Annotated in this window: 14 protein-coding genes, 1 rRNA gene and 1 pseudogene; 3 read left to right on the top strand and 13 right to left on the bottom strand. The window is 75.1% G+C overall.

Features of this window, described 5'->3' with window-relative positions:
* Positions 1 to 54: 54 nt before the first annotated feature.
* The 5 genes from murJ to recN all read right to left on the bottom strand — a co-directional run bounded on the left by murJ (position 55) and on the right by recN (position 6687).
* The gene (gene murJ / locus ACFYM6_RS32305; protein WP_387281255.1) at positions 55 to 1728 is read right to left on the bottom strand and encodes a murein biosynthesis integral membrane protein MurJ; all 1674 of its coding nucleotides are present in this window, start codon (positions 1726 to 1728) and stop codon (positions 55 to 57) included.
* A gap of 1 nt (position 1729) precedes the next feature.
* Positions 1730 to 2593, bottom strand: a complete 864-nt coding sequence (locus tag ACFYM6_RS32300) for a hypothetical protein (protein ID WP_387281254.1) — start codon at positions 2591 to 2593, stop codon at positions 1730 to 1732.
* A gap of 58 nt (positions 2594 to 2651) precedes the next feature.
* On the bottom strand, positions 2652 to 3605 hold the full coding sequence (locus ACFYM6_RS32295; RefSeq protein WP_387281253.1) for a copper transporter: 954 nt from the start codon (positions 3603 to 3605) through the stop codon (positions 2652 to 2654).
* 27 nt (positions 3606 to 3632) lie between these two features.
* Positions 3633 to 4811: a putative cytokinetic ring protein SteA gene (steA, locus tag ACFYM6_RS32290; RefSeq protein ID WP_387281252.1), complete on the bottom strand. Its 1179-nt coding sequence runs from the start codon at positions 4809 to 4811 to the stop codon at positions 3633 to 3635.
* Between the two features lie 118 nt (positions 4812 to 4929).
* Complete coding sequence (gene recN / locus ACFYM6_RS32285; RefSeq protein ID WP_387281251.1) at positions 4930 to 6687, bottom strand: DNA repair protein RecN; 1758 nt, start codon at positions 6685 to 6687, stop codon at positions 4930 to 4932.
* Positions 6688 to 6777: 90 nt separating this feature from the next.
* Here recN and ACFYM6_RS32280 point away from each other — a divergent pair, with 90 nt between their 5' ends.
* Positions 6778 to 7764, top strand: a complete 987-nt coding sequence (locus ACFYM6_RS32280) for a helix-turn-helix domain-containing protein (protein WP_387281250.1) — start codon at positions 6778 to 6780, stop codon at positions 7762 to 7764.
* A 45-nt stretch (positions 7765 to 7809) separates the two neighbouring features.
* Here the strand turns inward: ACFYM6_RS32280 and ACFYM6_RS32275 are convergent, their stop codons facing one another.
* The 5 genes from ACFYM6_RS32275 to ACFYM6_RS32255 all read right to left on the bottom strand — a co-directional run bounded on the left by ACFYM6_RS32275 (position 7810) and on the right by ACFYM6_RS32255 (position 14659).
* On the bottom strand, positions 7810 to 11550 hold the full coding sequence (locus ACFYM6_RS32275; protein ID WP_387281249.1) for a S8 family serine peptidase: 3741 nt from the start codon (positions 11548 to 11550) through the stop codon (positions 7810 to 7812).
* Between the two features lie 610 nt (positions 11551 to 12160).
* Positions 12161 to 13045 (bottom strand): NAD kinase, encoded by an 885-nt coding sequence (locus ACFYM6_RS32270; RefSeq protein WP_073833321.1) that lies wholly within the window; start codon positions 13043 to 13045, stop codon positions 12161 to 12163.
* Positions 13042 to 13902, bottom strand: a complete 861-nt coding sequence (locus tag ACFYM6_RS32265; protein ID WP_387281248.1) for a TlyA family RNA methyltransferase — start codon at positions 13900 to 13902, stop codon at positions 13042 to 13044. The genes ACFYM6_RS32270 and ACFYM6_RS32265 overlap by 4 nt, the downstream gene beginning before the upstream one ends.
* Before the next feature lie 23 nt (positions 13903 to 13925).
* A complete protein-coding gene (locus ACFYM6_RS32260; protein ID WP_387281247.1) occupies positions 13926 to 14138 on the bottom strand; it encodes a hypothetical protein in 213 nt (70 codons plus the stop codon).
* Complete coding sequence (locus ACFYM6_RS32255) at positions 14135 to 14659, bottom strand: hypothetical protein (protein ID WP_387281246.1); 525 nt, start codon at positions 14657 to 14659, stop codon at positions 14135 to 14137. Before ACFYM6_RS32255 ends, ACFYM6_RS32260 begins: the two co-directional genes overlap by 4 nt.
* Before the next feature lie 113 nt (positions 14660 to 14772).
* Between ACFYM6_RS32255 and ACFYM6_RS32250 the strand changes: the two genes are divergently transcribed.
* Positions 14773 to 15108, top strand: a complete 336-nt coding sequence (locus ACFYM6_RS32250; RefSeq protein ID WP_387281245.1) for an alkyl sulfatase C-terminal domain-containing protein — start codon at positions 14773 to 14775, stop codon at positions 15106 to 15108.
* A 28-nt stretch (positions 15109 to 15136) separates the two neighbouring features.
* Here ACFYM6_RS32250 and ACFYM6_RS32245 read toward each other — a convergent pair whose 3' ends face one another.
* Together ACFYM6_RS32245 and ACFYM6_RS32240 are read right to left on the bottom strand one after the other, a co-directional pair.
* Positions 15137 to 16156 (bottom strand): HAD-IIA family hydrolase, encoded by a 1020-nt coding sequence (locus ACFYM6_RS32245; RefSeq protein ID WP_387281244.1) that lies wholly within the window; start codon positions 16154 to 16156, stop codon positions 15137 to 15139.
* 436 nt (positions 16157 to 16592) lie between these two features.
* Positions 16593 to 17322, bottom strand: a pseudogene (locus tag ACFYM6_RS32240) (hypothetical protein); the annotation flags it as partial.
* On the opposite strand from ACFYM6_RS32240, the gene ACFYM6_RS32235 reads away from it, so the two are divergent.
* Positions 17299 to 18930 (top strand): hypothetical protein, encoded by a 1632-nt coding sequence (locus tag ACFYM6_RS32235; RefSeq protein ID WP_387281243.1) that lies wholly within the window; start codon positions 17299 to 17301, stop codon positions 18928 to 18930. The pseudogene ACFYM6_RS32240 and the gene ACFYM6_RS32235 overlap by 24 nt on opposite strands.
* 92 nt (positions 18931 to 19022) lie before the next feature.
* Here the strand turns inward: ACFYM6_RS32235 and rrf are convergent.
* Positions 19023 to 19104 (bottom strand): 5S ribosomal RNA (gene rrf / locus ACFYM6_RS32230); the annotation flags it as partial.

The raw sequence follows: 19104 nt of genomic DNA, 5'->3' as shown, positions 1-19104 counted from the left end.
TGCCTGCCCTCCGTTCGCGACTGCGGGGCTCGCAAACCCGGCCACTCCTCGCGCTCACCGGGTAAGAGTCTCCTTCCCGTCGCCCCGCTCCGGGGGGCGTTGCTCCTCCGGCGTGTCGACGGCCGGCCGTCGTCGCCGCCCGAGCCGACGGGTCACGGCCGTGAGCATCGGCCGCACGTCCCGCGCATCGGTCAGCCAGGCTACGGCGAGGAACAGGGCGCCGACCACGGCCCCGGACAGCATGCCCTGCACGAGCGCCCCGGATGCCGTCGGGGTCCCGAGGCCGGCGAGCCAGCGGGCGGTGGCGGCCCCGCCGAGCCCCGCGACCGCAGCGGCGAGCAGGCCGGCGGCCCCGGCCCGACCGACGCCGGCTAGGGCGGCCCGGCCGGCGGAGCGGAGCACGGCAGCGAGCAGCAGGCCGCCGAGCAGCAACATCCCGACCGAGTTGGCCAGGGTGACCGCGAGCACCCGGTCGCCCTGGTGCAGCATTGCCGACAGCGGCACGGCCGCCACCGGGACGGCCAGCCAGCCGATCGTGATCGCGGCGGTGGCCGACCGGGTCGCGCCGCGCGCGTAGAGCGCCCGCGACAGGACCGCGAAAAGCCCGTAGCCGATCAGGCCGGGCGCAAAGCCGACGATGGCCGCCGCCGTCCCGGCCCCGAGCGGGAAGAAATGGCCCACCGCCTCGGCGGTGCCAACCAGAGCCGCCGCACCCAGACAGCTGAACAACAACACGCCTCGCGTGGCGGATGCCAGCGTCTGCCGGTACCCCGCATCGTCCCCGCCGACAGCGGCAGCAGCGAGAGTTGGGTAGGCCGCCACCGCCAGCGGCACGGCCAGGACCGACCACGGCAGCAGGTACATCGTCTGCGCCAGGTTGTAGACCTGGGGGGAACCGACCGGGCCGCCGGAAACCCGCTTCAGAATCACCGCCAGAGCCAGTTGCTGGGCGGTCACCGCCACCGCGCCCGCCACGGCCAGCCCGCCGACCTTCATCCGGGCCTCGGCCGGAAAGGCGTACCCGGGTCGTAGCCGCAGCCGCAGCCGGCTCAGCGGCACCAGCAGCGACAGCGACAGCACCACCACCCCGATGGTGGTGCCCCCCGACAAGATCAGCTCGCCTGGGCCGCTGACCCGGGCCACGCTGACGTCCCGCCCTTCGACGACGCCGAAGGCGACGTAGGCGAGGATGACCGTGACGCTGGACAGCAGCGGGGCGATCACCGGCCAGGCGAACCGCCGGTGTGCCTGGAGCACGCCAGTCAGCACGATGCCAACGCCGTACAGCGGCAGCTGCGGGGCGAAGACCCGCAGCATCCGGGCACCCGCAGCCAGCTCGGCCGGTGAGCGGCCCTCGCTGAGCAGCCCGACAATCGGGCCGGCCAGCAGTGCGACCAGGACGGCAAGCGGCACGAGGAGGGTCAGCGTCCAGGTCAAGAGGGCTCCGGTGATGGCAGCCACCTCGCGGCGATCGCCGGCCTCGACCGGTCGGGCCAGCAGCGGCACGACGAGGCTGGCGAGGGCACCACCGGCGACGATCTCGAAGATGATGTTCGGGACCGTGTTGGCGATCACGTACATGCCGCCGAGGTCGCTGCGCTCAACAACCCAGGTGAAGACGGCGGTCCGGCCGAAGCCGGCGAGCCGGCTGACCACGGTGAGGACGGCGATGAGTGCGGCCGCTCCGGCCACCCGGCCGGCGCCGGCGAGGGGGGCCGGTTTCGTCACGTCAGGCGTCGAGTCGGCCCAGCGCGTCGAGTTCCCGCAGTCCCGGGGTCTGCTGGATCACCTGGGTGAAGCTGACCTTCTCGCTGGCGGCGGTGAGGGCGGCGAGCACGGCGAGGACTCCCGCCCGGCCCAGTGGCCCGGTACGCGCGGCCAGGCTCACCCCGAGCAGCGCGCCGAGCGCGTTCGCGCCGCTGTCGCCCAGCATCACCCGCTCGTCGAGGTCGTCCCGGATCAGCCCGGCGGCGGCCCCGACCGCGCCTGCGGCGATGCCGCCGTACGGGCCGGTGGACAGCGGCGCGCCGAGCAGCATCCCCGACTTGAGCGCCCGGCCGGGGCGCAGGTCGAGCAGGTTGACCAGGTTGGCGGTACCGGCCACCACGCCGGCGCCGAGCAGCACGTCCAGCCCGCGGCCGAAGGCGCCGGCGCGCTGCCGGCGGGGATGGGCGGCGACCCGGCGGTCGGCGGCCAGCAGCACGGCCGCGCCGAGGCCGGCCGCCCCCACCCCGACGATCTTCACGAGTCCGGCGGTGACCCGGCCCTCGCGCAGCGCGGCCAGGTGCCCGGCGAAGCCCTTGGCCGCCTTCTGCTCGGGGCGCGCGCCGACGACGTCGTCGTACAGCCCGACCGTGCCGGCGCCCACGCCGGCGACCAGGGCGGCGGCGCCGGCAGGGGCGCTGCCCGCGCCGAGTGCGCCCGCGGTGGCGGCCCCGACGGCCAGGGCCGGACCGGCGGCCAGGGTGACTGTGCGACCGCGGAAGTTGGTGCGCTCGAGCGCCGGCGCGCCTGGCGATGTACCCACCGCCCGCAGCACGTAGCGGGCGGCTACCGCCCCCGCGCCGACGGCCAGCAGCCGACCCAGTCTCACGCGACTCCTCCGATCCGGATACCCAGCGCGACGCGGTGCAGAGCGGACGCCCGCTCGGTCACTGCGGCAGTTTAGGCAGCAGCCCGCCCGCGGCGTTGTCACCGACACCGTACTGGCCGGACTTCTTCTCGGTCAGCTGCTGCACCAGGGCGAGCGTGGTGACGACCTGACCCTGCACGGTGTTGGCGTTGTCGACGGTCGAGATGGTCTGCGAGAGCACCGGGTCGCCCCGGACCACGGCGACCACGTTGCCGCCGGCCGAGCCCATGCCGCCGACCACGAGCGCGCCGTTGTGGTCGAACTGCTCGGCGATCTTCACCACCGACTCGTCCTTCTTCGCCGAGTCCTTGTCGACGTACGGCTGCCCGGTGACCAGCACGACCGCCTCGGCCGGCCCCGCGACCTTGTTGTTCTCCGAGGTGAGGTACCCGGCGGTCGCGTACGTCTGCAGAACCACCTTCCGATCGGCGTCGGTGACCGGCGGGCTGCCCGCCGGCCGGTCCAGCAGGACGCTGGCCAGCAGGGCGCTGGAGGTCTCCACGCCGTGCCCGTTGCCCGGCAGGTTGCCGGTGGGCACGCTGTTGGGGCGGGCGGCGGTGACGGCCAGCTCCAGCAGGTTGTTGTTGGTCGCGCTGTCCGGGCTGATGAACTTGTCCTGGATGTCGATCCGGCCGGTGACATTGGCCCCGGCGAGCTGGAGCATCTTCACCACGCCCTCGGTGTGCTCCCGGCCGGTGGACAGGCTGACCACCAGCACCCGGCGGCCGGCCAGCTTGCCGGGGAGGATGAGCGGCGCCGTCTGGGCGGCGAAGTCCTCCTCCATGTCCAGTTCCTTCTGGAGGCTGTTGACCGTCTGGCGCATCTGCTGGTTGTCCTTGCGCAGCGCGTTGACGTTCTCCTTGAGCGAGTCGGCGACCGGCCCGTTCAGGGCGGCCGTGCCGACCACCAGGCCGATCGCCAACGCCAGGAAGACCGCGGTCAGGGACACCACGTGGTAGCGGAAATTGATCACGCTTGCAGCCTCTTGATCGGTCGGGGGCTAGAAGAGCTGGCCGAGTTGGAACACAAAATTGTCCCACCATTCGGAGACCACGCCCAAATACGCCTTCCCGACCGTGGAGACCGCCACCGCGGAGGCCATCGCGGCCACCGCCGACAGGACCAGCAGCAGCAGGGAGGAGCCGGAGATGCCCTGGCGGTAGAGGCGGCTCACCCCCTTGGCGTCGACCAGCTTGCCGCCCACCTTCAACCGGGTCAGGAAGGTCGAGGCCATGCCGCCCCGGCCCTTGTCGAGGAACTCCACCAGGGTGGCGTGGGTGCCGACGGCCACCAGCAGCGAGGCGCCCTTCTCGTCGGCCAGCAGCATGGCCAGGTCCTCGCTGGTGGCCGCGGCCGGGAAGGTGATCGCCGGCACACCGAGGGCGGTCACCCGGGCGAGGCCGGGCGCCCGGCCGTCCGGGTAGGCGTGCACGACCACCTCGGCGCCGCAGCGCAGCACGTCGTCGGTGACCGAGTCCATGTCACCGATGATCATGTCGGGGGTGTAGCCGGCCTCGACCAGCGCGTCGGCGCCGCCGTCCACGCCGATCAGCACCGGCTTGAACTCCCGGATGTACGGGCGCAGCACGTCCAGGTCGGCCTTGTAGTCGTATCCCCGGACCACGATCAGGCAGTGCCGGCCCTGGACCTGGGTCTCGATGTCCGGTACGCCGACGCCGTCGAGCAGCAGGTCGCGTTCCTGCTTGAGGTAGTCCATCGTGTTGGCGGCGAACGCCTCCAACTGCACCGACAGCCCCTCCCGGGCGTCGGCCATCGACTTGGCCACCGTCTCGGCGTCCTGGAGCGCGCCGTGCGACACCGGCTCCTCGCCGACGTAGACCGTGTTCCCCTCGATCCGGACCTGGTCGCCCTCGCGGATCTGCTCGAAGACACTCTCGCCGAGGTCGTCCAGGAGCGGGATACCGGCGGAGATCAGCACCTCGGGGCCCAGGTTCGGGTACCGCCCGGAGACCGAGGGCTTGGCGTTGAGCACGGCGGCGACCCCGACGGCGACCAGCGAGTCGGCCGCCACCCGGTCCAGGTCGACGTGGTCGATGACCGCGATGTCCCCGGGCCGGAGCCGGCCGACCAGCCGCTTCGTCCGGCGGTCGAGGCGCGCGGTGCCGAGGACTGAGCCCGGGTCCGCGCTCCGGGTCCGGCGCAACGTGGGTAGACGCATCGTGACCATCCTGGCATGTGAGGCAGGTATTGCTGTCGCGACATGCCTGAGCAGGGCCGCCTACCCAGGGAAGCACACCACGGCGCACGCTGGTGTGCTTGCGCTCACAATCCGGGGATCACGGGCGCCTTTCCTTGGCCGCCACGGCCAGGAGTTCCTCGGCATGGGCGATACCCAGATCGGAATCGGGCAAACCCGCGAGCATCCGGGCCAACTCCCGGGCCCGCTCGGTGTCCTCCACCACACGTACCCCACTGGTGGTCACCGCTCCCCCGGTGTCCTTGGCCACCACGAGGTGCCGGTCGGCGAACGCGGCGACCTGCGGCAGGTGGGTGACCACGAGGACCTGGTGACTGCGGGCCAGCCGGGCGAGCCGCCGGCCGATCTCCACCGCGGCCTGGCCGCCGACGCCCGCGTCGACCTCGTCGAAGACCAGGGTGGGCGGGCCACCGGAACCGGCGAAGACCACCTCGATGGCGAGCATCACCCGGGACAGCTCACCGCCGGAGGCGCCCCGCTGCAACGGCAGCGCGGGCGCGCCCGGGTGAGCCAGCAGGCGCAACTCCACCTCGTCGGCGCCGTCCGGGCCGACGCCGGCCTCCACCCCGTTGACCGACAGGCTCGGCTCGGCCCGCCCCACCGGGCGCGGCAGCACCGCCACCTCGATCCGGGCGTGCGGCATGGCCAGCCCGGCCAGCTCGACGGTGACCTGCTCGGCGAAGCGGACCGCCGCCTCCTGACGCGAGCTGGCGACCCGCCCGGCCAGCTCGGCCACCTCTCCGGCCAGCCGGGACGACTCCTTCTCCAGCTCGTCGAGCAGCTCGTCGGAGGTGTCCAGGTCGGACAGTCGGGTGCGGGCCCGCTCGGCCCAGGCGATCACCCCGTCAACGTCGTCGGCGTACTTGCGGGTCAGCCCGCGCAGTGCGGCCCGCCGCTCGTAGACGGCCTGCAGGCGGGCCGGGTCGGCGTCCAGCGCGGCCAGGTACGCGGAGAGCTCCGCGGAGACGTCGGCGACCAGGGTGGCCGCCTCCTCCAGCCGGACGGCCAGCTCGCCGAGCGCCGGGTCGGTGCCGGCCTGCGCCTCCAGGGTGCGCCGGGCGGTGCCGAGCAGCGCGGTGGCGTCGGGAGTGTCGTCGGCCGCCTCGACCCCGCCGGCCACGCACTGCTGGGCGAGCTGGGCCGCGGTGCGCAGCCCCTCGGCGTGCTCCAGGCGCTGCGCCTCCGCCTTCAGCTCGTCGTCCTCGCCGGGCTGCGGGTCCACCCGGGTGATCTCGTCGAGGCCGAGGCGGAGCAGGTCGGCCTCCTGGTTGCGCTCGCGGGCGTTGCGCCGCCGGTCGGCCAGGTCGTCGACCACCGCCCGCCACCGGGTGTACGCCTCGCGCAGCGCGTCGAGCAGCTTCTCGTGCCCCGGGCCGGCGAACCGGTCCAGCGCGGCCCGCTGCTCGGCCGGGCGCAGCAGCCGGAGCTGGTCGGACTGGCCGTGCACCGCCACCACCTGCTCGCCCACCTCGCCGAGCATCGACACCGGCATGCTCCGGCCGCCCAGATGCGCCCGCGAGCGGCCCTCCACGGTGACCGTACGGCTCAGCAGCAGCGAGCCGTCCTCGTCGGGCTCGCCGCCGGCGTCGGTGACCCGGGCGTGCACCGTCTCGGCCACCCGGCCGAGCAGGCGCAGCCGCCCCTCGACCACCGCGCGGCCCGGTTCGGCGCGCACCCGACCGGCGTCGGCCCGGCCGCCGAAGAGCAGGCCGAGGCCGGTCACCACCATGGTCTTGCCCGCACCGGTCTCCCCGGTGATGACGTTCATCCCGCCGGTCAACGGCAGCGTGGTGTCCTCGATGACGCCCAGTCCGGTGATGCGCAGCTCTTCCAGCACAGCACCTGACAGTAGACGCGGCCCCCGACAGTTGACCAGCCGGCAACGCCGCATCGGGGCACGGCGCTCGACGTCGTACAGTTCTGCCCCGTGTTGGACGTGATCGGCCTGACCCCCGGCGAGGAGGAGCTGTACCGCTCCCTCGTCCAGCTCACCACGGCCCGGGTCGAGGAGCTCGTCGAGCGGCTCCGCCGGCCGCGCGCGGAGGTCGTCGCGCAGCTCGAGGCCCTGCGTGGCAAGGGGCTGGTGCTGCCGATCGGGCCGGAGCCGGACGCGCCGCTGCGGCCGCTGGCCCCCGACGTCCCGCTCGGTGAGGCGCTGCTGCGCCGGCAGGAGGCGCTGGAGGCGGCCCGCGCGGCGGTCACCCAGCTGACCGAGGAGTACCGCGCCGGGATGCGGCGGCACGACGCCGACCACCTGGTGGAGGTGATCACCGGGGCGCGGGTGCTCCGCGAGCGCCTGCGGGACGCGCAGAACGGCGCCCGGGTCGAGGTGCTCTGGTTCTGCCGGGCCAACCCGCTGGCCATGCCCGGCCAGGACAACGTCGAAGAGTTCGACGCGCTGGCCCGCGGGGTGCGCTACCGGGCCATCTACGAGCGCGAGATGCTCCTCGAACCGGGCGGGCTCGAGGACATCGAGCGGGGCGTACGCGCCGGAGAGCAGGCCCGGGTGCTGGACCGGCTGCCGGTGCGGCTGGCCATCGTGGACGGCCGGACGGCGATCTGCCCGCTGGTGCCGGACCGGGAGAGCGGCGAACCGAGCGCCGCGGTGATCGGCCGCAGCCAACTGCTCGACGCGCTGATCGCCCTCTTCGAGAGTTACTGGCGGATATCCACGCCGCTGCGCTCGTCCGCCCCGCCGGTCGACGGGCCGGCCGTCGACGGCTACCGGCCGGACCCCGACGAGGTTCGGCTGCTCGCCCTGTTCGTGGCCGGCGTCCCGGACAAGTCCATCGCCTCCCAGCTGGGGGTGAGCCGCCGTACCGTGCAGCGGCGGCTGGCCGACCTGATGACCGTCGCCGGCGTGGACACCCGGCCGGGGCTTGCCTTCCAGGCCGCCCGCCGGGGCTGGATCTGAGGCGACGGGGCGGGACGGCCGGGAGCCGCCCCGCCCCGTCCCCCGTCAGCGCAGCCCGTACGCGTCGAGCACGGTCTGGTCGACGCTGTTGCCGGCGCGGTCATCGGCGTGCACCCGCAACGACACCGTGCCGTGCCCGGCCGGCACCATGGCGGTGAACCGGGTGCCCGAGCCGTGGACCGGCACCGACTGCCAGGTCCGCCCGGCGTCGAAGGACACCTCGACCCGCATCCCGACGCCGGTCGGCGCCGGCACGCCGGCCGGCTGGCGCACGGTCAGCCCGAGCTGGTGCGGTCGGCCGCCGGGCACCTCGCCGTGCAGGTCGGCGGGGACCTGGTAGTCCACCTGCAGCAGCGGCAGCGGCTGGGCGGCGTCCCCGGCCGGCCGGGCCGAGGTGAACTGCCACGCCGTCTCGGTACGCGTGGCCCAGCGCCACTCCTCGGAGGACCGCTCGGTGCTGAGGTCCAGCCGGTAGCGGGCCGCACCCGGGGTGGTCGGCACCGGTGCCCAGTCGCGGGAGAGGTCGGCGATCTGCTCCCCGTCCCGGCTCAGCCGGGCCTGCACCCTGTCCCACTCCTCGCTGAACCGGGCCGGTCCGGAGTGGCCGTCCGCGTCGACGAACTCGGCCACCCGCAGGTTCAGGGTGTCGCCGGTACGCGTGGGCACCGGCGCCCCGCCGCCCGCCGGCACGGCCGGCCGGACCACCGCGCCGTGCCAGGTCTCGGTGACCCGGTCGTCGGCGGCGTACCGCCGGGGCGGCTGGACGAGCCCGCCGACCAGCGGGCCCCAGTCGGACCAGGGGAGGCGGTGCAGCACCCGCTGCTGCCACCAGGAGTCCCCGGCGCTGACGAACTCCTGCCGCACGGTGCCGGTATGCACCATCCGCTGGTCGTCGTTCCACGAGTACTGCTGCCAGGGACGCCACCCGAACCGCTGCTCGCTGGCCCAGTCGAATCCGCCGGTGTCGGCGTAGCGGGCGGTCACCTCGGCGGTGTTGTCCGCGGTGACCCGGTGCAGGATCCGATCCGGGACCCGTCCCTGCGACACCTGCCACACGTCGTAGAGGTAGGGGCTGTCCACGGTCAGCGTCACGTCCAGGGTGGCCCGGCCGCTCTTCGCCGCCGCGATCATCGGCTGCCCGTCGTCGTACGCGACCACCAACGACGGAATCGGCAGCCGGTCCCCGTCCGGACGCCAGACCGTCCATGCGCTCCGGTCCGCCGGACGGACGATGAGCACCATCGCGGCGCCGGCCGCCGTGGCGTCGGCGATCTGGTCCCCCTCGGCGCGGTCGTAGCTACCGGCGACCAGCGCGGCCGCGCCCCGAACCCCGGCCCGGGCCAGCTCGGCGGCGCTGCCGTCACCCGCCCAGACCAGCGGCAGCTTCCGCCGGCCGGCCGGGGCCGGCGACCGGCCCAGCAGGTTGATGTCCAGCGGACCGGAGACGTTGCTGACCCGGGCGTCCACCATGGGCGCGACCAGCTGCCAGCGGGAGGCGAACTCGAACTCGCCCTGGCGCACCGGCCGGGTCGGCGTGACGTTCACCTGCTGGACCGTGCTGAACGCCATCACGCCGTGGTCGACCTGCCGGCCGTTGCCGAAGACGCGGTGCTCGTAGAAGCTGAGCGTGTCCCGCTGCTCGCTGGGCTTCGGCGTCTCGATGCGCACCGGCGTGCCCTTGCGCGGGTCGAGCACCAGGGTCAGGTCCCGGTCGACGGTCAGCTCGGGGTCGGTGACCAGGGTGAGCTGCTCGTCCAGCGGGGCGCCGTGCTCGATCAGCCCCTCCAGCAGGTACGGGCCCTCCTCGACCTGCACCTGCCACTCCATCCCGCGGAAGAGGTAGCCGAGCTGGTCGGACTCCCGGTGCTCGCCGAACAGGGTCACCACCGGTGCGCCGCCCGGCTGTCCCTGCATGTCCAGCGCCTTGATGGTGACGGAGTGCAGTGGGCCGCTGAGGGTCAGGCCGATGGCGGTCCGCACGGCGACACCGTCCGCACCGGTCGCCACCAGCCACCCGCCGTACACCCCGCGGTCCAGCTTCGCCGGGTCGGCGTGCAGCGGGACGTTCACGCTGCCGCCGGCCGGCACCGTCACCTCCGCGCCGTCGAGCGACACCCCGTCCGGCTCGGCCGCACCGGTGTCCAGGTTGCGCAGCTGCAGCGCCAGCCGCAGGGTCTGCACGGCGCCGGTGCCGTTGGTGTACGTCACGGTCCGCTCCACCGCCACACCGCCGGTGTTCAGCCGGCCGAAGTCGGCGGTGGCCGAGCCGTACACCCGCTGGCCCAGCGCGCGGGCCACATCGACCCGGCCGCCGCCCTGCTCGAAGACGGTCAGCGCGGGGTTCGCCTTCGTCGTGCTGACCAGCGCGTCCTTGAGCTTCCCGGCGGTCCAGTCCGGGTGTTCCTGGGCGAGGATCGCCGCCGCGCCGGCGACGTGCGGGGTCGCCATCGACGTCCCGGACGCCCGCGTGTACGCGTCGTCCACCGGCGTACCCATGGCGGTGCCGGCGGCGCGGGCGGCGACGATGCCGACGCCCGGCGCGGTGATCTCCGGCTTCAGGCCGTTGTCGCCCAGGCGCGGACCACGGCTGGAGAAGTCGGCCAGGTTGTCGTCGCGGTCCACCGCGCCGACGGTGAGCGCCGCAGCGGCCGCGCCCGGCGTCCCGACGGTGCCCGCCGCGCCCTCGTTCCCGGCGGCGATCACGAACAGCGCGCCGGTCTCGGCGGTGAGGTCGTCGACCGCCTGGCTCATCGGGTCGGTGCCGTCGGTGGCCGGGCCGCCGAGGCTCATGCTGATCACCTTCGCGCCGGAGTGGGCCGCCCACTCCATGCCCGCGATGATCCCCGAGTCGTAGCCGCTGCCGCCGTCGTCGAGCACCTTGCCGATCAGCAGCTTCGCGCCGGGCGCGACGCCCTTGCGCAGCCCGTCGGACGCCGCGCCGCTGCCGGCGATGGTGGCCGCCACGTGGGTGCCGTGGCCGTGCCCGTCACGGGCGCTGCCGCCGCCGGTGAAGTCCTGCGTCTCGGCGATCCGGCCGGCCAGGTCGGGGTGGGTGGCGTCGACTCCGGTGTCGAGGACCGCGACCCGCACGCCCGCGCCGTCCCGGCCGGCCGCCCAGGCGGCGGGGGCCCCGATCTGCGGCACGCTGTGCTCCAGCGCCGGGTGGACCCGCCCGTCCAGCCAGACCCGGGCGATGCCGGCGCCGAGCCGCACCGGCCCGTTCGCCGCGGTCCGCGCGGCCGGCGCGACCTTCAGCGTGCTCCACAGCTGGCCGAGGTCGCCCTTGGCGACGCGCAGCGCCGCTCCGTTGATGCTCTCGAGCGGCCGGGCGGCGGTGGCCCCGGCCAGCGGTCGGAGCCGGCCGACGGCCGGCTCCTGGTAGCGGACGATCAGCGGCAGGGCGCCCTGCGCGGCGTCGCCGTACCCCTCGGCGACCAGCTTCTGCACGTCGAACAGGTCGGCGTCGAGCACCCCGGCGGAGACGTACGGCACGACGTCGCTGGGCAGGACGCGCAGCCCGCCGTCGGCCGACACGGTCTGGAAGGGGATCCGCTCGCGGCCGGGGCCGGGGTGGACGGTGGCGGCGACCCGGCCGGGGGCCGCCTGGGCCAGCTCGACCCGGTCGCCGGTGATGAGGGTGATGCGGGCGGGCGCGGGGCCCGGGATGGACGCGGCCGGTGCCGGGGCGGTGGTCCGGGCGGGCGGGTCGGCGGACGCCGGTGCGGCGAACCCGACCACCAACGCGCCGACCGCGCCGGCGGCGAGCCAGCGTGGGGGCCAGTGCATGCGATGCGCTCCTCTACTCCGAGGGCCGGTCCCAGGAGACCGACCGCTCGGAGTCTGCGACGGAGATCATCGGAAGGTCACTAGCTGCGGCCTGCCGCATCGGCGACATGTCGCCAGGTGGACAACGGCCGGCCGGGGTCGGACCGCCGGATGGCCGGCGGGTTGCCGATCGGGGACCGTATGGCTGATGGCCGGGGTGCCGGACGAGCGCTTCGCCGCTCGGCTCGTGAGCCGTCGCTTCCTCCGGCGACGGCTCGCCGATCCACCGACCTGATCGGGGTCGACACCCGATCGGGTCCGGCTCAACCGGTCCGCCCGCCGCGGCCGGCCCGCGACTCCTCCGGCACCCCGACCGCCGCGGTCCCGACCACCCCCTGGCCAGGCCCACGGCCGCCGGGCCGCGCGTCCGGGCGGACACGGGCCTACCGCCCCGCCCGGACTCCACCTCAGCGCAGCCCGTACGCCCCGATGACCGCCCACTCGACGGTCGCTGCCGGCCCCGGCGGCGGCACACCGCCGTCGGGGGAGGCCCCTACGGTAACCCGTTGGCGACGCGGCACGGGTACGCCGACCGGACGATGCCGGTGCGCCCCGACCGCTGAGCCCGCACTCAGCGGCGGCTGCCCCGCCAGCCCTGCACCGGCAGGTCGAACTTGGCGACCAGCCGGTCGGTGAACGGCCGCGCCTTGAGCCGGACGATGCGCACCGGCAGCGCACCCCGGCGCACGGTGACCCGGGCTCCCGGGGGCAGGTCGTACACCCGCCGCCCGTCGCAGCAGAGCACCGCGAGGGTGGTGAACGGGTCCACCGTGATCGCGAAGGTGGACGTCGGCGCGGTCACCAGGGGGCGGCTGAACAGCGCGTGCGCGCTGATCGGCACCAGCAGCAACGCCTCCACCTCCGGCCAGACCACCGGGCCGCCACCGGAGAACGCGTACGCGGTGGAGCCGGTCGGGGTCGCGCAGACCACGCCGTCGCAGCCGTACCGGGACAGCGGCCGGCCGTCCACGTCGACCAGCAGCTCCAGCATCTGGGCCCGCTCGCCCTTCTCCACGCTGATCTCGTTCAGCGCCCACGACTCGATGGTCGGGCCGCCGTCGAACTCCGCGGTCACGTCCAGGGTGAGCCGTTCGTCCACGGTGTAGTTGCGCCCGACCACGTCGCGTACCGCGCTGTCCAGGTCGTCGATCTCCGCCTCGGCGAGGAAGCCGACCTTGCCGAGGTTGATGCCGAGCAGCGGCGCCTTCGCCGGTCGGGCCAGCTCGGCGGCGCGCAGGAAGGTGCCGTCCCCGCCCAGCGCGAAGACGATCTCGGCGCCCTCGGCGGCCTCCAGTCCGGTCACCGGCACCACGCCGGGCAGATCCAGATCGTCGGCCTCCTCGGCCACCACCCGCACCTCGAAGCCGGCCGCGATGAGGTCCGCCGCCACCGCCCGGGCGTGCTCGGTGCTGCGCCGACGCCCGGTGTGCGTCACCAGCAGAGCGGTTCGGCTCACCCGGACACCTCCTCCGTCGTGGGCTCCGGCGCGTCGGCCGGAGGCGGGAAGCCCTGCGGGCCGGCGGCCACCACCGCGCGGACCCGCTCGGGGTCCGCGGCGGGCGCGTCCCGGCGTAACCATACGAAGAACTCGACGTTGCCGCTCGGCCCCGGCAGCGGACTCGCCGCGACGCCGGCCAGCCCCAGGCCGAGCTGCGCCGCCGCGGCGGCCACGTCGAGCACCGCCTCCGCACGCAACTCCGGGTCGCGGACCACGCCACCGGCGCCGACCCGCTCCTTGCCGACCTCGAACTGCGGTTTGACCATCAGCGCCAGGTCGCCGGCGGGGGTGGTGCAGCCGGCCAACGCCGGCAGCACCAGCCGCAGGCTGATGAACGACAGGTCCGCCACCGTCAGGTCGACCTCGCCGCCGACGGCCTCCGGCGTGAGGGTACGGACGTTGGTGCGCTCGAGCACGCGCACCCGGTCGTCGTTCCGCAGCGACCAGGCCAGCTGCCCGTACCCGACGTCGACCGCCACCACCTCGGCGGCGCCGGCGCGCAGCAGCACGTCGGTGAAGCCGCCGGTGGATGCGCCGGCGTCCAGGCAGCGCCGGCCGGCGACGGTCAGCCCGTCCCGGCCGAACGCGGCGAGCGCCCCGGCCAGCTTGTGGCCGCCGCGGGAGACGTACTCGGCGGTGGGATCGGCACCGGTGACCAGCAGCGGGTCGGCGGGGTCGACCATCGCGGCAGGCTTGCGGGCCGGCACCCCCCGCAGCTGGACGCGGCCGGCCTCCACCAGCGCGGCGGCCTGCTCGCGGGAGCGGGCCAGGCCGCGGCGGACGAGTTCGGCATCCAGCCGGGTACGACGTGCCATGGGTGGTTCTTCTCCGCCTCTCCTCAGGCCTGGTCGATGCTGGCCAGGGTCTCGCGCAGCGTCTCGTACGCCGCCTCGTACTGGGCGATCTGGTCCGCCGGGGAGAGCGCCTCGGCGTTGATCATGGCGTGCACCGCGGCGTCCACCGCCGGGTGCCGGGCATCCCCCACGTCCTCGACGGGGGCGGGCGCCGGCCGTGCCCCCGGCGGTGGCCCGGGGCGGTACGGGGCGGTCACGACGCGGCACCGCCGGTCTGCTTGCGGCCGGCCGCCTTCTTCGCCGGCCTGACCGGCGCCTCCTCGGCCGAGGTACGCGACACCGTCGCGGCCGGCTTCTTCGCGATCGCCTTCTTCGCCACGGCCTTCTTCGCCACCGCCTTGCTGGGGGTGGGCGCCGGCCGGTCCGGCGGGGCGGAAACCGGGGCCGCGGCGGTCGGTTCGGCCGGGGTCGGGGCGGTCCTCGCCTCGCGCAGCTGCCGTTCCAGCTCGTGCACCCGGCGGGTCAGCTCGGCGACCTCGTCGGCGGTGGCCAGCCCGACCGCGCCCAGCGCCCGGTCCACCTCGAAGCGGATCAGCTTGGTCAGCGCCTCCCGGTTCGCCAGGCCGGTGGAGACCAGCTCCTCGGCGAGCGCCTGGAGCTGGGCGGCGGTGGCGCCGCCCTGGCCGACCGCGCGTCGCACGGTGTCCTGGGCCTTCTTCCGGGGCGCCTCCGTCAGGCCCATGGCCAGCTCGAGATAGGCGCGCCACGCGTCCTGCATGCCTGAGTCCTTCCACGGGGCGGGGTGTGCAGGTGTTCACGCTACCGGGCACCCCGGACGTCCCCTTGCGGTACGGTGCCGGGGAGAACGGCGTGGCGTGGTGAGGAGACGATGTGGCCAGCGTGGACGAGTGCCGGCAGGCGTTGCAGGAGCTGGCTGCCCGGCTGAACGGCCACGCGGAGGCGCAGGAGCGGATCGACCTGGACCGCACCCTGGTGTGCCGGATCACCGACCTGGACACGGCGTTCCACGGCAAGCTGGAGGGCGGCCGGCTGGTCGACCTGACCGAAGGCGACGACCCGAAGGCGAAGATCGCGTTGAACGCCACCAGCGACGACCTGGTCGCGCTGGTGCACGGCCAGCTCGACCTCGCCAAGGCGCTCGCCGCCCGGCGGGTGTCCATCAAGGCGAACCCGTTCGACCTGATGAAGCTCCGCAAGCTGCTCTGACCCAAGCGGACCCGGCCGCCCGGGGAGGTCAGTCGGGCCGGCCCAGCGCGGCGAGGGCCTCCGCCGCCGCCGGGGACGCGGGCCGCACCCGCGGGCCGACGCCCGTCGACCACGCCACCGCGCAGAGCGCGGCGAGCGCGTCGAGCGGGCGTCCCGCGCCGTCCAGGATCAGCCCGCCGTCGGCCACCTTCACCGACCAGCCGCCACCGTCCGGCGCGCCCGGCACCCCGACCACCGCCGCCGGGTTGAAGAGCCCGGCCAGGTCGACGGAGACGTACGCCGGTCGGCGCTCCTCCGGGGCGGCCAGCAGCTCGGGCAGGCCGCTGACGCCGGTGAGCACCAGCAGGCTGTCCAGCCCGGCCCGGCGGGCGCCCTCGATGTCGGTGTCCAGCCGGTCGCCGACCACCAGGGTCCGCCCCTCGCCGGCGCGCCGGGCGGCGGTGGCGAAGAGCGCCGGTTCCGGTTTGCCCACCACCACGTCCGGGTCCCGGCCCAGGGCGGTACGCAGCACCGCCACCAGGGAACCGTTGCCCGGTAACGGGCCACGCGGGCTGGGCAGCGTCCGGTCGGTGTTCGTCGCGTACCAGGGCGCCCCGGCCCGGACCGCCAGGGACGCCTCGGCCAGGTCGACCCACCCGACCTGCGGGCCGTAGCCCTGGGCCACGGCGGCCGGCTCCTCGTCGGCCGTCGCCACCGGGCACAGGCCGACGGCGCGCAGCTCCGCACGCAGCGCCTCCGCCCCGACAACCAGCACCGGCGCGCCGGCCGGCAGCCGGTCGCGCAGCAGTTCGGCGGTCGCGGCGGCGGAGGTGAGCACCTCCTCCGGCCGGGCCGGCACGCCCATGCCGGTGAGCAGGTCGGCCACCTCGCTGGAGCGGCGCGAGGCGTTGTTCGTCGCGTACGCCACGGCCCGGCCGTCGGCGTGCAGCCGGGCGACCGCCTCGACCGCGCCGGGGATCGGCCGGTCGATCAGATAGATCACCCCGTCCAGGTCGAAGACGACCAGGGTGTACCCGTCGACCAGCCGTGCCCCGGCGTTCTCGGTCACCGGCGGTCCGCCTCCGCGCTGCGGTCCGTCTCGGCGGTGCCGGGCGCCTCCGCCGTACCGCCCGCCTCGGCGGAACGGGCCGGCGAGCCGTCGCCGGGTCCGTCAGCCGGGTCGGCCGTCGTGGCATCCCCGGTCGCCGTGGCGTCGTCCGCGAGCGACCGGGCCGTGGCGTCGGTCAGCTCGTCGTCGCCGAGGTCGGCGGCGTTGCGGTCGCGGTAACCGGCGGACTCGCCCTCGAGGTCCGCGCCGTCGAGGTCCCCGCCGCGCAGCCGCGCGTCGCTGTCCACGTCGTCGTCGTCCAGGTCGTCGTCCTCGTCGTCGGCGATGTCGTCCCGGTCGCCACCGGCGGCGTCCTCGGCCGCGTCACCGTCGAGGTCGTCGTCCTCGTCGAACTCGTCGTCCTCGTCGAACTCGTCGTCCTCGTCGTCGTCCTCGTCGTCGAGGTCGTCCGCGTCGTCGTCCCGGCGGTCCAGTGCGTCCTCCGCGGAGCCGCCGGTGAGGTCGGCGTCCGGCTGGGCCGGCACGCCGCCCGGAGCACCCGGTCCGGCCGCCAACTCCTCGTCGTCCTCGTCGTCGCCCTCGATGATCACGCCGTCGAGCTCCAGCAGTCGCTCCGCGGCGTCGGTCTCGCCCTCGGCGTCCACGTCGGCGGCCCGGGAGAACCATTCCCGGGCCTCCTCGCGGCGGCCCACGGCAAGCAGCGCGTCCGCGTAGGCGTAGCGCAGCCGCCCGGCCCACGCCTCGGTCGAGTCGGTGGTCAGCTCGCGCACCTGGAGCATCGCCACGGCCGCGTCCTTCTGCCCGAGGTCACCCCGCGCCCCGGCGGCCACGATCAGCAGCTCGATCGCGACGGCCTGGTCGAGCTTCTCCCGGTCCGCGCCACGGAACAGGTCGATCGCCCGCTCCGGGCGACCCAGCGCCCGCTCGCAGTCGGCCAGCACCGCCAGGTGGCTCTGCAGCCCAGTCATCCGGTGGTACGTGCGCAGCTCGGCGATGGCGGTCTGCCACTCCCCGGCGTGGTAGGCGGCCAGCCCGACCGCCTCCCGCACCGCCGCGATCCGCGAGGCGAGCCGGCGGGCCGCCATGGCGTGCGCCAGCGCCTCCGCCGGGTCGTCGTCGATCAGCAGGCCGGTCGCGACCAGGTGCCGGGCGACGGTCTCCGCCACCGGCTTGGCCAGCGACAGGAGCTCGGCCCGGACGGTGGAGTCGAGGTCGCTGGCGACCACCTCGTCCGGCAGCGCCGGCTCCGCCGCCCGCTCGCCCGTACGCCCCTCGGCACGCTCGAACCGGTCGTCCCGCCGTTCCCGCTGCGGCCCGAAGCCGCCCTGCCGGCCGTCGTCCCGACGCGGCCGGTCGCCGTAGCCCCGGCGCTCCCCGTCCCGCTCGGTACGCTCCCGGCCGCCCCGGAAACCGCCCTCGCGGTTGTCCTCGCGACGGAACCCACCCTCGCGCTCCTCGCGGCGGTCGCCCCGGTAGCCGCCCTCCCGGCGCTCCCCGCCCCGGAAACCGCCCTCGCGGCGGTCGCCACGGAAGCCGCCCTCGCGCGGCGCCCCACCGTCACGGCGGAAGCCCTCACGGCGCTCGCCGTCCCGGATGCCGCCCTCGCGGTCGCCGCCGCGGAAGCCGCCCTCACGGCGCTCGCCACCACGGAAGCCGCCCTCACGGCGCTCGCCACCACGGAAGCCGCCCTCACGGCGCTCGCCGCCACGGAAGCCACCTTCGCGGTCGCCGCCGCGGAAGCCGCCCTCACGGCGCTCGCCACCACGGAAACCACCTTCACGGCGCTCGCCGCCACGGAAGCCACCCTCGCGGTCGCCACCGCGGAAGCCGCCCTCACGGTCGCCACCGCGGAAGCCGCCCTCACGGCGCTCGCCACCACGGAAGCCACCCTCACGGTCGCCACCACGGAAACCGCCCTCACGGCGCTCGCCACCACGGAAGCCACCCTCACGGTCGCCACCACGGAAACCGCCCTCACGGCGCTCGCCACCACGGAAGCCACCTTCGCGGTCGCCACCACGGAAGCCACCTTCGCGGTCGCCACCACGGAAGCCACCTTCGCGGTCGCCACCACGGAAGCCGCCCTCGCGGCGCTCCCCGCCGCGGAAGCCGCCCTCACGGCGCTCCCCGCCACGGAAGCCACCCTCACGGTCGCCACCACGGAAACCGCCCTCACGGCGCTCGCCACCACGGAAACCACCTTCACGGCGCTCGCCACCACGGAAGCCGCCCTCACGGCGCTCCCCGCCACGGAAACCGCCCTCACGGTCCCCGCCACGGAAACCGCCCTCGCGCGGCGCTCCGCCGTCCCGGCGGAAGCCCCCCTCGCGGCGGTCACCGCCGCGCGGGCCACCGTCACGGTCATCCCGACGGTCGCCACCGCGGAGGCCGCCCTGGCGGTCATCGCGGCGCAAGCCGGTGCTCCGGTCGTCGCGGCGGAAGCCCTCGCGACGCTCACCGCCACGGAAGCCGCCCTCACGGTCACCGCTGCGGAAGCCACCCTCGCGGCGCTCACCGCCGCGGAAGCCGCCCTCACGGTCGTCACGGCGGGAACCGCCCTCGCGCTGGCCGCTGCGGAAGCCGCCGTCGCGGGAACCCGACTGGGAGCCACCCTCGCGGCGGTCACCGCCGTAGCCGCCGCGCGAGCCGCCCGAGCGGTCGTCGCGGCTGCCCCGGTACGAGGGACGGTCGTCGCGGCGGGCGTCATCGCGCCCCTGCCCACGCTCGGCGCGGTCCTCGTAACGACGGGGGCGATCTCCGCCGTGCGGTCCTGAACTCACAGGTACATCCTTCCTGAGTGCGTCGCCAAGGACGCTAACGCAGTCGAGGGCCGACCCTGCTGGGGCGCCCCTCGACTGGAAAGATTGTCCGGCGGTGTCCTACTCTCCCACACCCTCCCGAGTGCAGTACCATCGGCGCTGGAGGGCTTAGCTTCCGGGTTCGGAATG

The sequence above is a fragment of the Micromonospora sp. NPDC006431 genome, from assembly GCF_042870725.1.
In the GTDB taxonomy this organism is placed as follows: domain Bacteria; phylum Actinomycetota; class Actinomycetes; order Mycobacteriales; family Micromonosporaceae; genus Micromonospora.
The sequence above is the reverse complement of the archived record's forward strand: the minus strand, read 5'-3'. Positions and strand labels throughout refer to the sequence as shown.